13 protein-coding genes are annotated in these 20,926 nt (G+C 67.5%); 6 read left to right on the plus strand and 7 right to left on the minus strand.

Going from position 1 to position 20,926, the window contains the following annotated elements; all coding sequences use genetic code 11:
- Positions 1 to 292, plus strand: a 292-nt coding sequence (locus VF643_RS01280) for a winged helix-turn-helix domain-containing protein (protein ID WP_331041549.1), incomplete at its 5' end; no start/stop codon positions are given.
- Positions 293 to 427: 135 nt separating this feature from the next.
- A complete protein-coding gene (locus tag VF643_RS01285; protein WP_331041550.1) occupies positions 428 to 949 on the plus strand; it encodes a ferritin-like domain-containing protein in 522 nt (173 codons plus the stop codon).
- Between the two features lie 26 nt (positions 950 to 975).
- Here the strand turns inward: VF643_RS01285 and VF643_RS01290 are convergent, their stop codons facing one another.
- The 7 genes from VF643_RS01290 to VF643_RS01320 all read right to left on the minus strand — a co-directional run bounded on the left by VF643_RS01290 (position 976) and on the right by VF643_RS01320 (position 12,273).
- On the minus strand, positions 976 to 1,641 hold the full coding sequence (locus VF643_RS01290) for a hypothetical protein (RefSeq protein ID WP_331041551.1): 666 nt from the start codon (positions 1,639 to 1,641) through the stop codon (positions 976 to 978).
- A 305-nt stretch (positions 1,642 to 1,946) separates the two neighbouring features.
- Entirely contained in the window at positions 1,947 to 3,584 is a 1,638-nt protein-coding gene (locus VF643_RS01295; protein ID WP_414713761.1) for an amidohydrolase, read from the minus strand.
- Positions 3,581 to 4,423: an NAD(P)-dependent oxidoreductase gene (locus VF643_RS01300; protein WP_331041552.1), complete on the minus strand. Its 843-nt coding sequence runs from the start codon at positions 4,421 to 4,423 to the stop codon at positions 3,581 to 3,583. The genes VF643_RS01295 and VF643_RS01300 overlap by 4 nt, the downstream gene beginning before the upstream one ends.
- Positions 4,424 to 4,504: 81 nt before the next feature.
- Positions 4,505 to 4,957, minus strand: a complete 453-nt coding sequence (locus tag VF643_RS01305; protein ID WP_331041553.1) for a phasin family protein — start codon at positions 4,955 to 4,957, stop codon at positions 4,505 to 4,507.
- A complete protein-coding gene (locus VF643_RS01310; RefSeq protein WP_331041554.1) occupies positions 4,954 to 6,450 on the minus strand; it encodes a wax ester/triacylglycerol synthase family O-acyltransferase in 1,497 nt (498 codons plus the stop codon). Before VF643_RS01310 ends, VF643_RS01305 begins: the two co-directional genes overlap by 4 nt.
- Positions 6,451 to 6,715: 265 nt before the next feature.
- Positions 6,716 to 9,922, minus strand: coding sequence for a bifunctional cytochrome P450/NADPH--P450 reductase (locus VF643_RS01315; protein WP_331041555.1), 3,207 nt, complete (start codon positions 9,920 to 9,922; stop codon positions 6,716 to 6,718).
- 56 nt (positions 9,923 to 9,978) lie between these two features.
- Positions 9,979 to 12,273, minus strand: coding sequence for a glycoside hydrolase family 3 N-terminal domain-containing protein (locus tag VF643_RS01320; protein ID WP_331041556.1), 2,295 nt, complete (start codon positions 12,271 to 12,273; stop codon positions 9,979 to 9,981).
- 154 nt (positions 12,274 to 12,427) lie between these two features.
- On the opposite strand from VF643_RS01320, the gene VF643_RS01325 reads away from it, so the two are divergent.
- The 4 genes from VF643_RS01325 (at position 12,428) to VF643_RS01340 (ending at position 20,922) form a co-directional block, all read left to right on the plus strand.
- The gene (locus tag VF643_RS01325; protein ID WP_331041557.1) at positions 12,428 to 13,465 is read left to right on the plus strand and encodes a LacI family DNA-binding transcriptional regulator; all 1,038 of its coding nucleotides are present in this window, start codon (positions 12,428 to 12,430) and stop codon (positions 13,463 to 13,465) included.
- Entirely contained in the window at positions 13,462 to 16,419 is a 2,958-nt protein-coding gene (locus VF643_RS01330; RefSeq protein WP_331041558.1) for a TonB-dependent receptor, read from the plus strand. Before VF643_RS01325 ends, VF643_RS01330 begins: the two co-directional genes overlap by 4 nt.
- A gap of 70 nt (positions 16,420 to 16,489) precedes the next feature.
- Complete coding sequence (locus tag VF643_RS01335; protein WP_331041559.1) at positions 16,490 to 17,878, plus strand: glucoamylase family protein; 1,389 nt, start codon at positions 16,490 to 16,492, stop codon at positions 17,876 to 17,878.
- Positions 17,875 to 20,922 (plus strand): discoidin domain-containing protein, encoded by a 3,048-nt coding sequence (locus tag VF643_RS01340; protein WP_331041560.1) that lies wholly within the window; start codon positions 17,875 to 17,877, stop codon positions 20,920 to 20,922. Before VF643_RS01335 ends, VF643_RS01340 begins: the two co-directional genes overlap by 4 nt.
- Positions 20,923 to 20,926 lie beyond the last annotated feature (4 nt).

The following is a 20,926-nucleotide window of genomic DNA, read 5'->3' on the forward strand; positions in this document are numbered from 1 at the left end:
CGCCAAGACCGTCGAAGTCGATGGCAGCCGCGTCCATCTGACCGGCAAGGAATATGCGATGCTGGAGCTGTTGTCGCTCCGCAAGAGCACGACGCTCACCAAGGAAATGTTCCTCAACCATCTCTATGGCGGGATGGACGAGCCCGAACTCAAGATCATCGACGTCTTCATCTGCAAGCTGCGCAAGAAGTTGAGCCTGGCCTGCGAAGGCGAGAATTACATCGAAACCGTATGGGGCCGCGGCTATGTGCTGCGTGAGCCCGACGAGGTCGCGGCCGCTCGCGTCGCCTGAACGCTCTCGTCCATTTACCCGCGAAAGGCCGTGGCGCGTGGCGCCGCGGCCTTTTTGTTTGACCTGGATCAGATTCGGGATCGGGACTGCGCCTGATGCGCTTGTCGGCCGACGCATCGCCCACAGGAGCATCACATGGCCGTATCCCACGCAGACCTTCTCCAGTCGATCTTCATCACCGGTTTGAAGAACGCACATGGCGTCGAGCACCAGGCGCTGGCGCTGATGGATCGGCAGATCGAGCATCTCGCCAACTATCCCGAGATCGTCGACGTGCTGCAAAGGCACCGCGTCGAGACCGAGCAGCAGATCGTCCGGTTGGACGAGGTACTTGCGAGCTTCGGCGAAAGCGCGTCGGCGCTCAAGGACATCGCACTGACTATCTCGGGCAACATTGCCGCGATCGCGCACGTGTTCGCCCCGGACGAGGTCGTAAAGAACAGCTTTGCCAATTTCGCCTTCGAGAATTTCGAGGCGGCGGCTTATACGTCGCTGCTGACACTGGCGGACGCGGGCGCGTTCTCCTGGGCAACCTCGGCCTTGCAGCAGTCGCTGAGCGAGGAGCAGCGGATGGCGCAGTGGGTGATCGAAAGCATTCCGGCAACCACGCTGAAGTACGCGTCGCTGCGCGCGGTCGGCGAAACCGCCGGGCACTGATCCAGCGGGTTGGTGAACGGGCGGCGCTATTCACGCGGCGTCGGCGCTGGACCCAGCATGTGCCCGACCAGGAGGCCGCGCTGTTGCTGGGCGGTCCTGTCGAGCGGCAGGCGGTACAGAGCACGCAGGAAGGCTTCGTCGGATGACGTCAGCCGGGCATCGCCATTGCCCGGCGTGGCGAACAGTTGCAGGATCGAGCCCTCGGGTGGCGCCGAGGGCCCGATTTCGGCAAGCGCGACGAAGGCCGCATAGGTAGCGACCGCGTTGAGGGTCTGCCCTGCGGCCCGGTTGGCATCTACGACGACCGTGGCGGTCTTCAGCACGCGGACCACTTGTGTACTGATGACGCTCGATCCGGTGCGCGCCAGGAACGAGGCCCGTTCGTCGGACGGCAATCCTCCACCGCCTTCGATGGCGCCGAGCAACGCCGCGGACATGTCGGCGGTGCTGCGGCGGCCGTCTGTGCCTTGCAGGTCGGTCGCGTACCACCACCGAACCGGCGCTTCACCGTCCAGCAGCGCGGCGCGGTCCTCGCGAGCAACCTCGGCGAGATTGCGTGGCTTGCTGCGGGCTACCGCCCTGGTCATGGCGCTGCCATCCGCGACGAAGCTGATCGCGATGTTGGTCGTGCAGGGTTTTGCGGCCACCTTTGCCCCTACCTCGCGGGCAATCTGCCGAACCTTGCCCTCCACCTGGCGGGCGAGAGCAGGAGAAAGCCCCAGCGCCAGGGGACAGATGGGATCGACCCAGCGCGCGGCCGGCCGCTGACCATTGGCGACGCCGGTACGACGGACGAAGGCGGATGCTCGCCGTCGCTGCTCCTCAGGCGTCAGGCGGGTTCCGACCACAATTACCGGCTGTCCGGCTCCGGCGGTGGCACGTCCTGCGCCCATCCGGCGACCGGTAGCGTGAGGATCAGGATTCCCGTCGTCGCTCGCATGCCCGCCCCTCGTTTACCGCCCCGTCCGTCCGCGCCATATGACCCGGACAAGCGCCATTACTTGCGGGTCCAGACCTTCTGGCCACCGACCCAGGTCTCCTCGACCTTGGTCTGCCGCAACTCGGTAGGCGAGGCGTCGAGCGGGTCGCGATCGAGGATCACGAAGTCCGCGCGCTGGCCCGGAGACAGGCTGCCGAACTGCTTTTCCGCGAAGCCGGCATAGGCCGCGCCGCCGGTAAAAGCCCACCAGGCCTGTTCGCGGGTGACGCGCTCCTCGGGACGCCAGCCGCCGAACGGCTGCCCGTCCGCACCCATTCGCGTGAACGCCGCTGCCCAGCCCGCGAACGGATCGGGGCTTTCCACCGGATAGTCCGATCCGAACGCGAGGGGCGAGCCGTTCTTCAGCATCGACGCCCAGGCATAGGCGCCGCCGAGACGCGCCTGGCCGAGACGTGCCTCGGCCATCGTCCGATCGCTCGTCTGGTGGACGGGCTGCATCGACGCGATCGTTCCGTGCTTGCCAAAGCGCGGCAGATCGGCGGGATCCACGATCTGTGCGTGTTCGATGCGCCAGCGCCGGTCGCCCTTGTAGGTTTCCGACAACTCCTCGATCGCATCGAGCACCTGGGCGTTAGCCTTGTCGCCGATCGCATGCACCGCGACCTGATAGCCGTCCATTGCAGCGCGGCTCATCAGATTGCGGATGACGTCATCCGTCATGAAGCCTAAACCCGCTTCGCCGCGAGCGTCTGCATAAGGCTGTTTCAACCATGCGCCGCGCGATCCGAGCGCGCCGTCGCCGTAGAGCTTCACGCCGGCCAGCCGCAGTTTGTCGCCGTAAAGCCACGGCGTCGGCCCTGCTCCGCCGATCCGCACGGTATCGTCGATGCCGGAGCCATAGCTGACGATCCGCACGCGCAGCGCGCCGAGATCGCCCATCCGGCGATAGCTGAGCCATTCGTCCAGCGTCGTGCCCATGTCGGCGGTCGCGGTGATCCCGGCGGCGAGCAGAATGGTCTGCGCCTTGAGGAAGGCGGCATCGCGATCCTTTCCGCTCGGCTGCGGCACGACCTTGCGGATGAGATCCTGTGCCGCATCGACGAACACGCCCGATGGCTGCCCGCCGGTCTTTTCGATCCGGCCGCCGGGAGGCGATACGCTCTTGGCCGTCACGCCCGCCGCCTTGAGCGCCGCGCTGTTCGCCCAGCCGGCATGGCCGTCGACGCGTGCCAGGAACACCGGTCGGTCGCTCACCGCTTCATCGAGATCGGCCGCGGTCGGGAAGCGGCCGAGGCCCCAGGCTTCCTGGTTCCAGCCGCCGCCCCAGATCCACTTCCGCTCCGGATTGGCCGCCGCATAAGCGCGGATGCGCCCCTTCGCATCGTCGAGTGATCGGGCGGTCGAGAGATCGAGTTCGAGTGCGCGAAAGCCCAGGTCCATCACATGTCCGTGCGCATCGACGAAGCCCGGGATCAGCACCCGGCCCTTCATATCGGCGCGCCAGTCCGGTCGCTCTGGCCGCTTGTCCTTGGCCGACAGCAGCTTCGTGACCTTGCCGTCGAGCGTCATCGTCAGCCCGGTGAACCGGGTCACCTTGCCATCCGCATCGACGGTGATCCCGGCGACGTTATCGACCAGCGCATCGGCCAGAGCAGGCGATGAGATCAGGCCGGCAAGGATAAACAGAGGCTTCACTTCGGCAATCTCCGTACCAGTGCGCTCGTGTCCTGGCGGGCGCCGCCCATGGCCTGTATCTCGGCATAGAATTGATCGACCAATGCGGTCACCGGCAGACCTGCGCCGTTCCTGCGCCCCTCGTCCAGCGCCAGGCCCAGATCCTTGCGCATCCAATCGACCGCGAAGCCGAAATCGAAGCGGTCCTGCGCCATCGTCTCCCAGCGGTTGACCATCTGCCAGCTTTGCGCCGCGCCGCCCGATATGGCTTCCAGCACCTTGGCCGTGTCCAGCCCGCTCTTCTGGGCGAAACGCAGCGCCTCCGACACCCCCTGCAACACGCCCGCAATCGCGATCTGATTGCACATCTTGGTCTGTTGTCCCGCCCCCGCCTCGCCGACGTGGACGATGCGGGCGGCATAGGCCTGCATGAACGGATGGGCCGCCGCCACTGCTGCCGCGGTGCCGCCGCACATGATCGACAGCGCGCCCTTCTCGGCCCCCGCCTGACCGCCCGAGACGGGTGCATCGACCACCAGCGAACGTCCTGCCGCAAGCCGCTGCGCGAGCGCGGCCGACACCGTGGTGTGATCGACGAAGACGGCGTCCTGCCGCATCGCCGCGAAGCAGCCGTCCGGACCCAGCGTCACCGCGGCGAGATCGTCGTCGTTGCCGACGCAGGCGAACACCGCATCCGCGCCATCCGCGGCGGAGGCAGGCGTGTCGGCCACGGCAAGTCCCGTCGCCTCCGCCTTGGCACGGGTACGGTTGAACACCGTCACCTCATGCCCTGCGCTGGCGAGATGGCGTGCCATTGGTGCGCCCATGACGCCCGTTCCGATGAAAGCTAGTCTGGCCATGCCGCTGGCCTTACCCCGGCGCCGCACCGCTCGCCAGCCTTCACCGTGACGCGACCGGCTCCCCTAGTCTGGAGTGGGCGTTCAGCCTTCCCCCTGCCCGCCGCGCAGCGGAGCGACCGCGTCGCGGCCGAATTGCATGATGAGGTCGCCGATCTCCTTGGCCTGGGTCATCGAGCGGGTGCCCTGTTCGCGCAGGTAATCGCCCTGGATGCGCATCACGTCGGACAAGTCCTTTGCCGCAGCCGCCTCGCGCATAGCGTTGAACGCCTCGCGGGCATTCTGTTCGGCCTGGTCGATCATCTTGACGCCGATGTTGGCGCCACCCTCAGCGACCTTCTGGCCCGACGCCTTCATGGCTTCGCCCGCGCGCATGGCAGGGGCAACGACGTTTTCCTGAAAGGCGCCGCGGGCCTGTTCGGCACCCGCGCGCATGCGGTCGGCGGCCTCCTTGGCGGCATTCGCGGCGCGGTCGGTCGCCGATCTGGTGGCGTTGGCGGCGTGGTCGATGTTCTCGTTCGTCTCGTCGGCCATCATGCTGCTCCTTTGCTGCGGACACGCGCTTTTTCGGCGGGCCTGTTGTCGTTTTCCTCAACCGGCGGCGCGGGCGTTGGTTTCACCGCCGCTGCCTTCATCGCATCGAAGGCGGCACGCAGTCCGGCTGCATAAGCGTCCGGATCGGGCATCATCGCACGATCGCAGGTGAAGGAGATCGCGATCGTGTCGCCGTAGCTGTAGACCGCGTTGATGAGGCCCATGCCGTCGAACAACGGCCCCGTACTGTACATGCCGACCATCTTCGCGCCCGCGAAATACATCGGCACACGACTGCCCGGGACGTTGGTGACGACGCAGTTGAACGCCGGCGAATGAGCGTTGGCCGCGCCGACGCGGGTGTAGAGCCGTGCCGCCAAGCCGGCGAGGGCGGACGGCATCAACTGGCTGTAATCGGCGAGCGTCTTCGCACCGACCGCGTTCGTCATCGCCTTGGAGTTCACCGCCTCGGCATGGACGAAGCGCAGGCGTTCCAGCGCATCCTCGATCTGGGTGCCCAGCCCGACGACCATCGCCGAAACGAGGTTGCCGAGCGCGGCCTTCTCCCCTTCCTCGCGCACCGAAATGGGGGCCATCGCGGTCATGGTTTCCTTGGGCAGTTCGTTCTTCGCCAGCAGGTAGGCGCGAAGACCGCCGCCGACGATCGAGAGGACCACGTCGTTGACGGTGGCGCCGGGCACCGCATCCTTGATGGCGCGGATGTCGGCCAGCTTGAAGGGCACCGCATCCCAGACACGGTGGCCGGAGACCTTGCCGTTGAACCGGGTCTTGGGCGCGGGGCGGGCGCTGCGGATGCTGATGTCGCCCTTGGCCGTCCGGGTGCCGAGGCGCGCGATCCCGGGCAGCGACCGGCCAATCGTCTCCATGACGCGCATCGGCTGGACGAGGCTGTTGAAATAGCTGCGGGCGAGCAGATCGGCGACCTTGGGCATGTGTTCGGGCTGCCAGGCATCGCCGGCGGCGGGCGGGGCCATCGAGGCGTCGAGATCGTGGACCGCAGCGGACATCTCGACCCCGCTCATGCCGTCGATGGCGGCATGATGGACCTTGGACACCAGCGCGAAGCAGCCGGGGGGCAGGCCCTCCACATTGTCGAGCCCCTCGACGACCGTGAATTCCCACAGCGGCTTGGTCAGGTCCATCGGGCGCGCGTGCAGGCGCGATACCTGGATGCAGAGCTGACGCCAGTCGCCGGGCCTGGGCAAGGCGATGTGGCGGACGTGAAATTCGATGTCGAATTCGGGGTTTTCGATCCAATAGGGATGATCGAGATCGAAGGGGACGCGCACGAGGCGCTGGCGAAAGCTGCGCGCGCCGCCGAGGCGGCTTTCGATGAAGCCCAATATATCCTTGAAACGCACGAACCCGCCGGGTGCAGTCGAGGGGTCGTAGATGCCGACCGATCCGATGTGCATCGGCGTGTGCGGCGTTTCGAAATAGACGAACGACGCGTCCTGCGCGCTCAATTGCTGCATGGGACTCTCCGGTTGCGTTCGGGTGACGCGTTGCGCGCATGCTGAACCGAGTCGATGCAGACCACAAGAGCCGCATCGCCATACCGCGGGTTCCAAACCGGACGAACCACACGCTACGTCGCGAGCGGAGAGCCCCTCGGCAGCAAAGGCGAAATCGAAGAGCGAAAGACGACGATAAGCGGAGAGCGCACATGATGCGACGCTGGCAGGGCCGGGCCGTGTAGGACAGAGCAGCCCCGATCCTGGGCAACGATTACGTGGCGCGCTACTTCCCGAAGCCGAAGACGTCCTGGTGGAAGCGGCCCTGTTCGATCATCGTGTTGAGCCAGTCGGAACCCGCCGCATGTTCGCCGCCGGTCTGCTGCATCTGGATACGGATGAGCGTGTCGCGCACGGCGGGCGCCATGTGCTTGCCGTCGCCGCAAAGATACACGCTCGCACCCGCTTCCAACGCCGCCCATACGCGCCCCTGCTCGGCCCAAAGCGCGTCCTGGACAAACCGCCAGGGGTGCGAGGGGACGGCGGAGAAGGCGAGATGGAGTTCGGCGACGCCGTCGGCCTGCCAGCGTTCCATGTCTGCGCGGCAAATCCAGTCGTGGTCGGGATGGCGGCAGCCGAAGAACAGGAGCGAGGTGGCGACGTTGCCGCCATCGGCCTTTTGCGACGCCCGTTCTTGAAGGAAACCGCGCAGTGGCGCGAAGCCGGTGCCGGGGCCGATGAGGATCATCGGCACGTCCAGATCTTCGGCTGGCGCGAAGGGCGGGTTCGGACGGCGGACGTAGCCGAAGACCTGCGCGCCGGGTTCGACGCCTGCCATATAGCCGCTGGCGAAGCCGCGGTGCTCGCCGAGGCCCGACCAGGCGGGGGCAGCCATCGTGCCGACGATCAGGTCGGCGACATGGGCGTCGACGAGCGGGCTGGAGGCGATCGAGTAGAAGCGCGGCGCGATGGCCGCGGACAGTTCGACGAGGCTGTCCAGCGAGAGTTCGGCGGCAGGGTGCGCATCGAGCAGGTCGAGGAGGGTCGTGCGTCTGGCGGTGAGCACTTCGAAGGCGGTATCGTCGATCGCCGCGAGCTTTCGCTTGGTATCGGGGCAGCGCGTTTGGGACGCGATCGTAGCGATGGCGCGGCGCGAGACCGGGTCGGACAGCTCGACGAAATCGCCAAGCAACTGTGCGACGGTGACAGTGCGGCCGGTGGGCAGGTGGCGGAAGCGGTTCCCCTGCCCTCCGACCTGCACGAGCGCGGCGCCATCTTCGCCGAGCCGTGCAAGCGCGCGATCGACGAGATCGGGGCGGTTGCGGGCATAGACCGCGATGTGATCGCCGGTGTGGTAGCGTTGACCCTCCGGCAGACGGATGCGGATCAGGCGCGTGGAGGGGCGCGGGGGTTCGAGCGCGAAATCCCACAAGCCATCGGCGGGACGGACGAGTTCGTCGTTGGCGACGATCTCCAGCCGCTGCGCATGAGCGGGAAGCGCGGCGGCGCGGGTGTCGGCCGCGCTGACCGGCACGAGGGTGAGCGTTGCCTGGGTTTCGGCGGGCGCCGCTTCGCTGCCGAGCGCCGTCCAGAGCGAACGGACGAAACCCGCGACGGCGCCGTCGAAATCGCCCTGGCCGTCAGCTTCGGCGCGCGCGACCAGACGGGTGGCGCCCGCCTTTTCGATCGCGGCGTCGATGCGCTTGGGGAATTTCTGATAGTTCGGCCATTGGCTGTTGCCGATGCCCAGCACCGCGAAGCGCGCACCGGCCCAGTCCGCCTCGTGGAACATGCCGGCGTCGAGCGCGCGTTCGACCTCGATCGCGGTGTCGGGCGCGCGGCCGTTGTAGGTGGCGGTGACGATGACGATGACCTTGTCCTGCGGTGCGGCACCACCCTTGAAACTGTCGTCCAGCGAGCGGGTGACGACGTCGAAGCCATCGACGCGCGCGCGCTCGGCGATCTCCTCGGCGATGTCGCGCGCGGTGCCCAGCGACGAGCCGTAGAGAACGGCGAACGCCTGCCCGGTGCCCGCGACCGAGGCTACGGCGGTGTTCTCCTCCACCGCGACCGGCGCCGCGGCAATGCGCTCGTGCGGCAGGCGCAGCCGGATGCGCATGTGGAAGTCGTCGGGCTTGATCGACAGCGTCTCCTTGATCCGCAGCCGGTAATTGTGGGGATCGCTGATCGCGAAGCTGCGCAGCATCATCGCCATCGCGATCTTGGCCTCCACCATCGCGAACTGGCGGCCGATGCAGGCGCGTTCGCCGTTGCCGAAAGGCTTGTAGGCGTGGGGGTGGCGCGCGGCTTCGGCTTGCGGAAGCCAGCGGTCGATGTCGAACTCCTCCGGGTTCTCCCACGCCGCGGCGCTGCGGTGGAGGCCGGGGATGAAGACGTTGACCGGGCGATCCTTGCGCAGCGTCCACTTGCCGCCGATCACCTCGTCCCCGAACGGCGCGAGGCTGAACGACGGCGCGGTGGGCCACAGGCGCAGCGCCTCCTTGAGGATGCGCTCGACGACCTCGAGCTTTGCGACCTGCGCATAATCCGGGCGGGTGTCGCCGGGCAGGACGCGATCCACCTCGGCATAGGCCTGCGCGAGTACATGCGGGTTGCGCAGCAGATAGTGGAAGGCGAAGGTGAGCATCCCGCTGGTCGTCTCGTGCCCGGCGATCAGGAAGGTCAGCACCTGGTAGCGGATGTTGACGTCGTCGAGGCGCTCGCCCGTCTCCGGATCGACCGCGTCGATCATGAGATTGAGCAGATCGCGGCCGCCCCCGTTTTCCTTGGCGGTCGGATGCACGCGACGATCGGCGATGATGCCGTCGACCAGCGCGTTCATCTCCGCGATGTCGGTGTCGAACTGGGCTTCGGCGCGCTTGGCGAACGGTTTCTGGAACGGCATCCGCGTGAGCTTGGCCATGGATTCGCCGAGCGCGCGGCCGAGCGCGAGCAGGAAGCTGTCCAGTTCCTCACGCTCGAAACTGTCGAAGCGGTGGCCGAAGCCGGCGATGGCGATGGAATCGAGCGTCAGCCTGGTCATGTCGTCGGCGACGAGCACGTCGGTGCCGCTGGCGCGCGTCCATTTGGCGATCAGCTGGTCGCAGACCTCGACGATCATGTCGAAATAACCGCGCATCGCGCGCTGGCTGAAGGCGGGCAGGAGGATGCGGTGCGCCTTGCCCCAATTGGGTTCCTCGCTGAACGCGGTGAACAGGCCGTCGCCGGCGAACTTGCGGACGACGCGCAGGCCGGGACCGGGCATCTTGCGGAAGCGGGTTTCGTCGCTGAGTTCGGCGACGAGATCGGGATCGGTGACGAAGAGCGAGACGCGACTGCCGAAGCGGAGCTTGAAGATGCCGCCCGGAAATTGGCGGCTGACCGCGAGCAGATGGCCGATCAACCCGGCGCGCGCGATCTGGTGGAGGTGGCCGACGACGGGCAGCCCCGGTGGAGCGGGGACGCTGTGCCGCTCGGGTGCCGCAGTCGCCATGGGTCGTCCTCTCGTTTGCTCCTGCACCTCACCATAGGCGGGGCGTCGATGCAATCTCAGGCCGCGGTCAGGGTAAAGCTGCCGGCGACGCCTTCGGCCTGGGCGGAGGGAGCGATCCACAGGTCGAAGCGGCCGGGCTCCACGGTGCGCGTGAGGCCGGCGCCGACGAAGGTCAGATCCGCACGGCGCAGGGTGAAGCTGACCTCCTTGCTGGCACCGGGGGCGAGGGATATGCGCTCGAAGCCTTTCAGCTCGCGGACGGGGCGGGTGATGCTGGCGGCGACATCGCGGATGTAGAGCTGGACGACCTCGACCGCCGCGGTGCGGCCCGAATTGGTGACCGTCGCGCGCACCGTCAGCGTGCCGTCCCACGCCAGCGTTCCCGTGCCGAGCGAGAGCCGGGAATAGGCGATCTCGCCATAGGTCAGACCGTGGCCGAAGGCGAAGCGCGCGGTATTGGGCGCCTCGCGGTAATGCGCCTTATATTCTGCCGGTGCGCCTGGCGGGTTGGGGCGGCCGGTGGCCTTGTGGTCGTAATGATAGGGTTCCTGACCACTGACGTGCGGGAAGCTGACGGCGAGCCGCGCCGACGGGCCTTCGATGCCGAAAAGGATGTCCGCGGTGGCGGGACCGGATTGCGAGCCGAGGAACCAGGTGGCGAGGATCGCGGGCGCGTTCAGCACCGCGCCTTCCAGTGCCAGCGCACGGCCGTGGCGCAGCGCCACGACGATGGGCTTGCCCGTTGCGGCGACGGCTTCGGCGAGCGCCTGTTGCGCCGGGGGGACGACGATCGCACTGCGCGATTGCGCTTCGCCGGACATGCGCTGGCTCTCACCGATCGCCAGCACGACGATGTCGGCGGCGCGGGCAGCGGCGACTGCGGCCTCTATGCCGCCGGGTATCGGTGCCTCGACCGCGCAGCCCGCGACGGTCGTGACGAGCGAGGCATCGGCAACGGCGGCGCGGACCCCGGTCGCCAGGTCGATCGCCTCGGCATCGGTGCCATAGACGTTCCACGGGCCGACCAGATCCTGTTGGCCCGACGCGAACGGGCCGATGAGCGCGATCCGCTTGCCCGCGCGGGGAAGCGGCAGGAGGCTGCCGTCGTTCTTGAGCAGGACGATCGAGCGGCGGGCCGCCTCGCGCGCCAGCCTGAGGTTGGCGGCGGTACGCACGCGGGTCTTCTCGCGGCGGGGGTCGATCCGGCGGAACGGATCGTCGAACAGCCCGAGCGCCTGCTTGACCGCGAGCACGCGGCGCACCGCCTGATCGAGCCGCGCCATCGGCACCTCTCCCTTGGCGACGAGATCGGGCAGATGCCTGATGTAGAAGCTCGACTGCATCGACATGTCGACGCCGGCCATGAAGGCGAGCCGGGTCGCTTCGCGGGCGTCGGCGGCGAAGCCGTGTGCGATCAATTCCTCGTCACCGGTATAGTCGGACACGACGATGCCGCCGAAGCCCCACTCACGGCGCAGCACGGTATCGAGCAGCCAGGGATTGGCGGTGGCGGGGATGCCGGACAGTTCGTTGAACGACGCCATCGTCGAGAGCGCACCGGCATCGAACGCGGCCTGGAACGGGGGAAAATAAACCTCCCGCAAAGTGCGTTCCGAAATGTCGACGGTGTTGTAGTCCAGCCCGGCCTCCGCCGCGCCGTAAGCCGCAAAATGCTTGGCGCAGGCCATGACCGCATCGTCGGCGGCGAGCCCGCGCGTCCCCTGGAAACCGCGGACGCGCGCCGCCGCCATGGCACGGCCGAGGAAGACGTCCTCCCCCGCGCCCTCGACCACGCGGCCCCAGCGCTGGTCGCGGCCGATGTCGACCATCGGCGCGAACGTCCAGTCGATCCCCGCCGCCGCCGCCTCCACCGCCGCGACGCGCGCGGTGCGCATTGCGAGGTCGGGATCGAAGCTGCCGGCCTCCGCGATCGGCATGGGGAAGACGGTGCGGAAGCCGTGGATGACGTCGGCGGCGAAGATCAGCGGAATTTTCAGCCGTGATTCGCGCATTGCGACCGTCTGCATCCGCCGCGCCATTTCCGCCCCATTGCCGTTGAAGACGCCGGTGAGGCGCCCTGCCCGCACCTCCGCCAGCTGGCCGTCGAAGGTGCCGGCATTGCCCGCCGGGTTCAGAGTCGTCGCCGCGCCGCCCGCCCAAGTCGCGGCGTTAAGCGTCAGCTGCCCGGCCTTTTCCTCCAGCGTCATCTGCGCGAACAGCGCCTCCACCTTCGGCGGCAGCGCGGCGGTGCCGGCCGCCTGGACGAGCGCGCGTGCCGGGCTGGCCAGCCAGGCTGTGGTCGCGGCCGCGCCGAGCATCGCCGCGCGCCGCGTGATCTGCCGATCGTCCATGTCTACCCTCTCCGAGTTTTGGCGTTGCCGTTCCGCTGTAGCGGATGCGGTCCGGTCTTGAACCGCGTTTGTGGATGATGTAACCGGTTACATCAAGAGACGTGATCGACGGGCATCGCGACCGGTCGACGCGCAGGAGAGGACGACGCCGCGCATGCCCAATGCCACCATCCGCGACGTGGCGCGCGAAGCGGCGGTTTCCGTCGCGTCGGTGTCCCGCGTGATGAACGGCCTGGACAACGTGCGCCCCGCCTTGCGCGACCGGGTGGAGGCCGCTGCCGCGGCGCTGGGCTATGTCCCGCATGCGGGCGCCCGCAACCTCAGCCTGGCGCGCGCGAATGCGATCGGCATCGTGCTTCCCGACATCCATGGCGAGTTCTTTTCGGAATTCCTGCGCGGCATGGACCGCGAGGCATCGCGGCGCGGCCTGCAGTTGCTGCTATCGAACATGCACGCCGATGCCGAACGCGCGGTCGGCGCGCTGCAGACGATGCGCGGGCGGGTGGACGGGCTGGTGGTGATGGCGCCGCATGTCGATCCCGACCTGCTGTTCGCACAGCTACCGCCGGGATTGCCGGTCGTGCTGGTCAATTGCGCGCCCCATCACGAGCAACGCCCCGAGATCCGCGTCGACAATGCGCAGGCAGCCGCGGCGATGATCGATCACCTGGTCGCCGGCGGGCGGCGGCGGATCGTCCACCTATCGGGGCCGCAGGGCAACATCGACGCGGCGGAGCGGGCCGACGGTTACCGCGCGGCGATGACGCGGCATGGCCTGACCCCGCGGATCATTGCGGGCGATTTCATGGAGGAGAGCGGTGCTGTCGCAGCCGCGGTGCTGCTGCGCGAGACCGAGCCGACCGATGCGCTGTTCGCGGCCAACGACATGATGGCGATCGGTGCGCTGATGGCGCTGCGCCGTGCCGGGGTCTTAGTGCCGGACGATGTCGCGGTCGCGGGCTTCGACGACATTCCGCTTGCCCGCCTGGTTTCACCGGCGCTGACGACGATGCGAACCGACATCGCGAACATTGGCGCGCGCGCGATCGCCCGCCTGGTCCGCGCCATCGCGGGCGATGCCGAGCATGCGGTCGAACTTTCGGTGCCCGAGCTGATGCAGCGGGAAACGACCGCGCCAAAGAGATCAACAACAAGCCCGGCAATCGGGCCGATAAGGGGAATGACATCATGAGGACGTATCGGACGCTCCACCTGCTGCTGGCCAGCACCGCGCTTATCGGGGGCGTAGGCATTGCCGTCACGCCGGCGGCGGCGCAGACGACGACCGCGCAGATCCGCGGGCAGGTCAGCGATGCCGCCGGCGCGCCGGCCGCAGGCGCCACGGTGGTTGCGGTCAGCCAGGCGACCAACCAGACGTTCCGGGGCACCACCGACGCATCGGGTTCGTACACGTTGAACGGCCTGCGCCCGGGGAGTTACACCCTGACCTATACGGGTGCCACGGGTGAAGTGCATGAGGAGGTGGTCACCGTGTCGATCGGCCAGTCCGCGACGCTCGACGTGACACTGGGCGCCGCCGCGACGGCGGGCGCGGATGCAGGGGCCGATATTGCGGCAGCGGCCGGAGACGACATCATCGTGACCGGCGGCAGGCTGGTCGAGACCAAGACGAGCGAGATCGCCACCAACGTCAGCCAGCAGCAAATCCGCCGACTGCCCCAGACCGACCGCAATTTCCTGAGCTTCGCAGCGCTGGCGCCCGGCGTCCGCTACAACGACAGCGAGACGGACAAGGGTTTCAGTTCGGGCGCGCAGACCGCATCGCAGGTCAACGTCTTCATCGATGGCGTGTCGCTGAAGAACAAGCTGCGCGAGGGCGGCGTCGCCGGGCAGCAGAACAGCCGCGGCAACCCGTTCGGGCAGTTGGCCGTGCAGGAATTCCGCGTCGCCACGCAGAACTACAAGGCGGAATACGAGCAGGCGGGCGCCGCGGTCATCACCGCCATCACCAAGTCGGGATCCAACGCGTTTCACGGGGAGGCGTTCGGCCAATACACCGACAAGGGCCTCAGCCAGCGCGCGTTCCTGGACAAGCTGAACAACCGCCCCGAACCCGCATTCGAGCGCAAGCAATATGGCGTGTCCTTGGGTGGTCCGATCATCAAGGACAAATTGTTCTTCTTTGCGGCCTACGAAGGCAACGACCAGGATCGCGCCTTTGCCGTGCAATCGGGCGGCTCGCCGGCCAACCGTGCGGCGTTCGAGGCGAGTTCGGGTCGCCGCCTTGCCGATCTGGAAGGCAATTTCGTCAGCCCGTTTCGCGGCGATTTCTACTTCGGCAAGCTGACGCTGACCCCCAACGACACCGACGTGTTCGACGTGTCGTTCAGCCGACGCACCGAAACCGATATTCAGGGCTTCGGCGGCAACACCAGCTTCGAGGTCGCCGAAAACAAGAAGAACAAGGTCGACACGTATCTCTACAAGTGGACCCACACCGGCGATACTTTCGTCAACGAGTTCAACGCCAATTACCTGAACTACACGTTCAACCCGACGTCGCTCAATCCCGATCTGCCGCAATTTGAATATATCGGCGTCATCACCTATGGCGGCAAGGATTCGAGCCGGCGCGAGATCCAGGAGAATTACTCCTTCCGCGACGACCTCACATACACCGGGCTCCAGGGGCACGTCATCAAGCTGGGCGCGCGTGTCGAGATCACCGACATCGAATTCAACAACCAGTCGTTCCTCCAGCCACGCTATACCTTCACGCAGACCGGAACCGACACGCCCGCCAATCTCAACGACGATACCGATTTCGGTTTCCCCGCGGAGGCGCGGCTCGGCCTCGGCAACGGCCGCATCCTGGGGTCGAACACGCAGATCGGCCTCTACATCCAGGACGATTGGAACATCACCGAGCGGCTCCAGCTGAACCTGGGCATCCGCTGGGATTATGAAACCAATGGATTCAACAACGAATATCGCACGCCCGCCGCGGCGGCGGCAGCGCTGCGGTCGCTGCCGTCGACCTTCTACTTCAATCCGGCCAATTACATCACGGACGGCAACGATCGCAGCCCGTTCGCCAAGGCGTTTGCGCCGCGGCTGGGCTTTTCCTATGATCTGAAGGGCGACCAGTCGACCGTGCTCTTCGGCGGTGCAGGCCGTTATTACGATCGCAACAACTTCAACAACACGGTCGACGAACTGAGCCGCACGATCAATCCGGTCGGCGTATTCCGCTTTTCGCGCACCGGCCTGCCGCGCAACGGCCTGCCAACGGTCATCTACCAGCCGTCCTATGGCACACGCGCCGGCCTGCTGACGCTGGCCGCGACTTCGACGCAGGGGTTGCCCGAACTGTTCTCGGTCAAGAACGACGCGAAGCCGCCGGTCAACGATCAATTCTCGCTGGGCGTCCGCCAGCGGGTCGGCATCTTCCAGGCCGCGCTGACCGCCTCCTACCAGCGCGGGCGCAACGGCTATACCAACCTGTTCGCCACCCGGCAGAACAATGGCCTGGGCGGCTGCTGCAACACCGCCACCGTCGTCGCCAACGGCTATTCCAATGCGATCATAGGCTTCGACGGATTGGATACGCGGTACAAGGCGATCTACTTCACGCTCGACAAGACCTATTCGGAAAGCTCGGGCTGGGGCTTCAATCTGGCCTATACCCTGGGCAAGGCGGAGAAGAACGGCGGCGATCTGTTCAGCCTCGATGGGCTGACCCCGGACGGCTATGGCTGGCGCAAGAGCCCGGGCGACGAGCGCCACCGGCTGGTGCTTTCGGGGCTGGTCGATCTGCCGCTGGGTATCCAGTTCTCGACGCTGACGACGCTGGGCAGTGGGTCGGCTTATCAGGTGACCGACGGCACCCGCGGGACGGACAGCGGCGCGGCGCTGCCGACGACCGCCTATCCGGTCAAGAACTGCCTCGGCGATGTGTTCGCGTTCTGCGAGGTCAATCTGACCTTTGCCAAACGCTTCAGCATCTTCGGCAGCAACGACGGACTGGAACTGGCAGTCGACGTGCTGAACGCATTCAACAACAGAAACTTCGCCGGTTTCGACGGGTTCTTCAGCGCGACCGACCCGCTGATCCGCCAGGAGATTGGCAACAGCACGATCACCCTGCCCCGTCGCGTCCAGTTCCGCGCCGGCTTCCGCTTCTGACCCTCCTCCCGGAGCGGGCGGCGCCCTCGGGCTCCGCCCGCTCCATTGTTTGCGTATCAAGGACCAGGCCATGCTCGACCGTCGCGGATTTCTGGGCACGGCGGGTTTGGGGCTGGTGGGGATCGCGGGCGATGGGCTTGCCCGGCCTTCGCGCGACCTGATCGGCGATATCCAGCGACGCACCTTCGCCTTCTTTCGCGATACCACCGACCGCAAGACGGGGCTGGCGCCCGATCGCTGGCCGACGCCGTCGTTCGCGTCGATCGCCGCGATGGGCTTCGCGCTGACCGCCTGGCCGATCGGGGTGACCAACGGCTGGATGACTCGGGGCGAGGCGCGCGCGCGGACGCTCGCGTGCCTGGAGTTTCTGGCCGCGGCGCCGCAAGGCCCCGGCGCCACGGGCGTGAGCGGGCACAAGGGCCTGTTCTACCATTTCCTCGACATGCGCGCCGGCACGCGGTTCGGGCGGACCGAGCTGTCGACGATCGACACCGCCCTGCTGCTGGCCGGCGTGCTGTTCGCGCAGACCTGGTTCGATGGGGAGGACGCGCGAGAGGCGCGCATCCGGGAACTGGCCGAGCAATTGTACCGCGCGGTCGACTGGACGTCGATCATGCCGCGCGGCACCTTCGTGGGCATGGGGTGGCACCCGGAAACCGGGTTCATCGCCAGCGACTGGGACATCTACAACGAAGCGATGCTGCTCTACATACTGGCACTCGCGTCGCCGACCCATCCGGTGCCGCCATCGAGCTGGAGCGCGCTGACCCGGCGGTTCGATGCTAGCTGGACGGATCGCTATGGGCCGGCACACCTGCATTTCCCGCCGCTGTTCGGGCATCAGTACAGCCACCTGTGGATCGACTTCCGCGGGATCCGTGAGCCGTACATCGCGTCCAGGGGAATCGATTACTTCGAGAACAGCGTGCGTGCGACCCATGCGCAGCGGCGCTATGCGATCGTCAACCCGGGCGGGTTCGCGGGCTATGGCGCGGACTGCTGGGGGCTGACAGCCTGCGACGGGCCTGGCGACTTCGAAGCGACGATCGACGGGCGGAGGCGCGCGTTCTTCAGCTATTCGGCGCGCGGGCCGGGCGACCGCGACGACGGCACGATCGCGCCGACCGCCGCGCTCGGTTCGATCGCCTTTGCGCCCGAGATCGTCGTTCCGGCGATACGCGCGATGCATGGGCGCTACGGCCGGGGCATATACGGCCGGTACGGGTTCCTCGATTCGTTCAACCCGACCCTGACCGACGGGTCGGCGCCGCTTCGCCACGGCAAGGTGGTGCCCGGAACCGGCTGGGTCGATGGCGACTATCTGGGGATCGATCAGGGACCGATCTTGGGGGGAATCGAGAATTGGCGCAGCGGGCTTGTCTGGAAGACGATGCGGCGTAATCCGCACATCCGTCGCGGGCTGGAGCGCGCAGGCTTCACCGGCGGGTGGCTGGCATGATCGCGCTGCTGCTGGCCGCGCAGGCGGGGGTGACGCTCGACACGTTCGATCGCGTCGCGCCGTGGACCGCGCAAGGGTCCGACGGCGTTTCGGCAAGCGCCAGCGCGCCCGACGGCGCGCTGCGGCTCGCCTATGATTTCGGCAAGGTGTCTGGCTATGCCTTCGTCGCGCGGCCACTCGCGATCGACTGGGCCGCGGATTTCGAGGTGACGCTGCGGGTGCGGGGAACCGGTGGGGTCAACGACCTGCAATTGAAGTTCACCGACGCGAGCGGCACCAACGTCTGGTGGTATCGCCGCGCCAATTTTCGCGCGTCCAAGGAATGGCAGACGCTGCGCATCCGCGCCCGCGACGTGGCGTTCGCGTGGGGGCCGATCGCGGACAAGTCTTTGCGGCATACCGATCGGGTCGAGCTGGTGGTGGTGCGCGGGCGCGATGGCGGGGCGGGGACGATCGACATCGACGACCTGCGCTACACCGCGCTGCCGCCGCCCGCCCCCCTGCCCGCCCCGCGCGCCAGCGACGCGCGCGTAATGGATGGTGACATGGCGACCGCCTGGACCGGGCGCGGCGGTGGAGCGCTCGCGGTTGATTTCGGAGGGACCAAGGCGCTGGGCGGGGTGACGCTGCACTGGCTGGGGGCGGCACCGCGCTACGGCGTGGAGGCGTCGGACGAGGGGCGGCGCTGGCGCGTGGTGCGACAGGTGCAGCAAGGCGACGGCGCGGACGATCCGATCGCACTGGCGGGGCTGGAAACGCGGTGGGTGAGAGTGACGCTGCCCAAAGGCGCGGCATCGGCACGGCTGGCCGAGATAATGGTGCAGCCGCCGGAATGGGGGGCGACGCCCAACGCGTTCGTGGCGGCGCTGGCCAAGGCGGCGCCGCGCGGCACCTTTCCGCGCGGCTTCACCGAGCAATCCTATTGGACGCTCGTCGGCCCCGACGGCGGCCCCGCGTCGGGGCTGATCGGCGAGGACGGGGCGATCGAGGTGGCCAAGGGTGCGTTCTCGATCGAGCCGTTCGTGGTCGCGGGCGGCAGACGTTTCGGCTGGGCCGACGTTGGCGCGCGGCAATCGTTGGAGGAGGCCAGCCTGCCAATGCCGCACGTCCTGTGGACCGGCGACGGATGGACGCTCGATACCGCACTGTTCGCGACCGACGCGCGTCTGATGGCGCGGTGGCGGCTGACGAATACCGGCACCGCGCGCCGCCGGCTGCGGCTGGTGCTTGCCGTCCGGCCGTTTCAGGTGAACCCACCAGCGCAATTTTTGAGCCAGGTGGGCGGGGTCAGCACGATCTCACGCATCGCGTGGAAGGAAGGGTCGCTCGCGGTGACGACGCCGGGCGCGGTCGAGGGCGATCCGGCGACGGTGCGGATGGTGCAAAGTCTGGCACCGCCCACCGCCGTGGCGCTGCGCGCCTTCGATGAGGGCGCGCTCACGCCGCCGATCGACGAGACCCGAGGCGGCAGTGCGAATGCGCAAATGCTGGAGGATGCGACCGGCCTCGCGTCCGCCTATCTCGCCTATGACGTCGACCTTTCGCCTGGCGAAAGTGCCGACGTTCCCGTCGTCATCCCGTTCGGCGCGGCGCCGGCAATCGACACGGCGGCGTTCGATCGGGCGCATCACGCGGTGGCAGCGGAGTGGCGGGCGAAATTGGGGGGCGTGGCGATCCGCGTGCCGCCGTCCAAACAGGCGGTCGCCGATACCGTGCGCACCGCGCTGGCGCATGTGCTGATGAGCCGCGACGGCGCGGCGCTGAAGCCCGGCACGCGATCCTACGATCGCAGCTGGATACGCGACGGGGCGATGATGTCCGATACGCTGCTGAGGCTGGGCGTGACGGCCCCTGCGCGCGAATTTGCGGGCTGGTATGGCGGTTATCTTTTCGAGAACGGCAAGGTGCCGTGCTGCGTCGACGCGCGTGGGGCCGATCCGGTGCCGGAGAATGATTCACACGGCGAATATATTCACCTGGTGACGCAATTGTATCGCTTCACCGGCGACCGTGCGGCGCTGCTGCGCGACTGGCCCCGGCTGGACGCGGCGCGGCGGTATATGGAGGGACTGCGCCAGTCGGAGCGGATCGCGGCAAATGTCGGGACCGCGCGCTACGGACTCATGCCGCCGTCGATCAGCCACGAAGGCTATTCGGCGCAGGCGCAATATAGCCTGTGGGACGATTTCTGGGCGCTGACGGGTTATAAAGACGCGGCCGATGCGGCACGGGTGCTGGGGCAACCGGAGGCGGCGACGATCGCGGACCAGCGCGATCAGTTCGCGACCGATCTCCACGCGGCAATTGCTGCGTCGGTGAAGCAGTTCGGCATCGACTTCATTCCGGGCGCGACCAGCCTGGGCGATTTCGATGCGACGTCGACCACGATGGCGCTCGACCCGGCGGGCGAGCAGGATCGGCTCGATCCCAAGCTGCTGGCGAACACGTTCGAGCGGCAATGGCAGCGGGTGACGGCGCGGAAGTCAGGCAAGGATTGGGCGGATTACACGCCTTATGAACTGCGAAACGTGTCCGCTTTCGTGCGGCTCGGCTGGCGAGCGCGCGCCAACGGCTTGCTCGACGCCTATATGGCGGATCGGCGGCCGGCGGCGTGGAACGGCTGGGCCGAGGTGGTCGGCAGGGTGCCGCGGGAAATCCGGTTCATCGGCGACATGCCGCATGCGTGGGTAGCGTCGGACTTCATCCGCGCGGCGCTCGATCTGTTCGCCTATGAACGGGGCGATGCAGTCGTTCTTGGCGGTGGCCTGGATGCGGCGTGGCTGGTCGGCGAGGGATCGTCGATCCGGGCTTTGCGGACCACCGCGGGGACGGTCGATCTGGCGATGCGGCGCGACAGCGATGGCGTCCTGGTCACGATAGCAGGCGACGCACGGCCGGCGGGCGGGTTCGTGATACCCTGGCCACTGGCGGGCAAGCCGGGCAAGGCGACCATCGACGGTCGCCCTGCCCGTGTCGCCGCCGACGGGCTGCACGTGCCCGCTACCGGACGGCCGGTGACGGTGCGCTGGCTGAGCGGCGCCTGATCGG

It is taken from the genome of Sphingomonas sp. (assembly GCF_036387595.1).
GTDB lineage: Bacteria > Pseudomonadota > Alphaproteobacteria > Sphingomonadales > Sphingomonadaceae > Sphingomonas.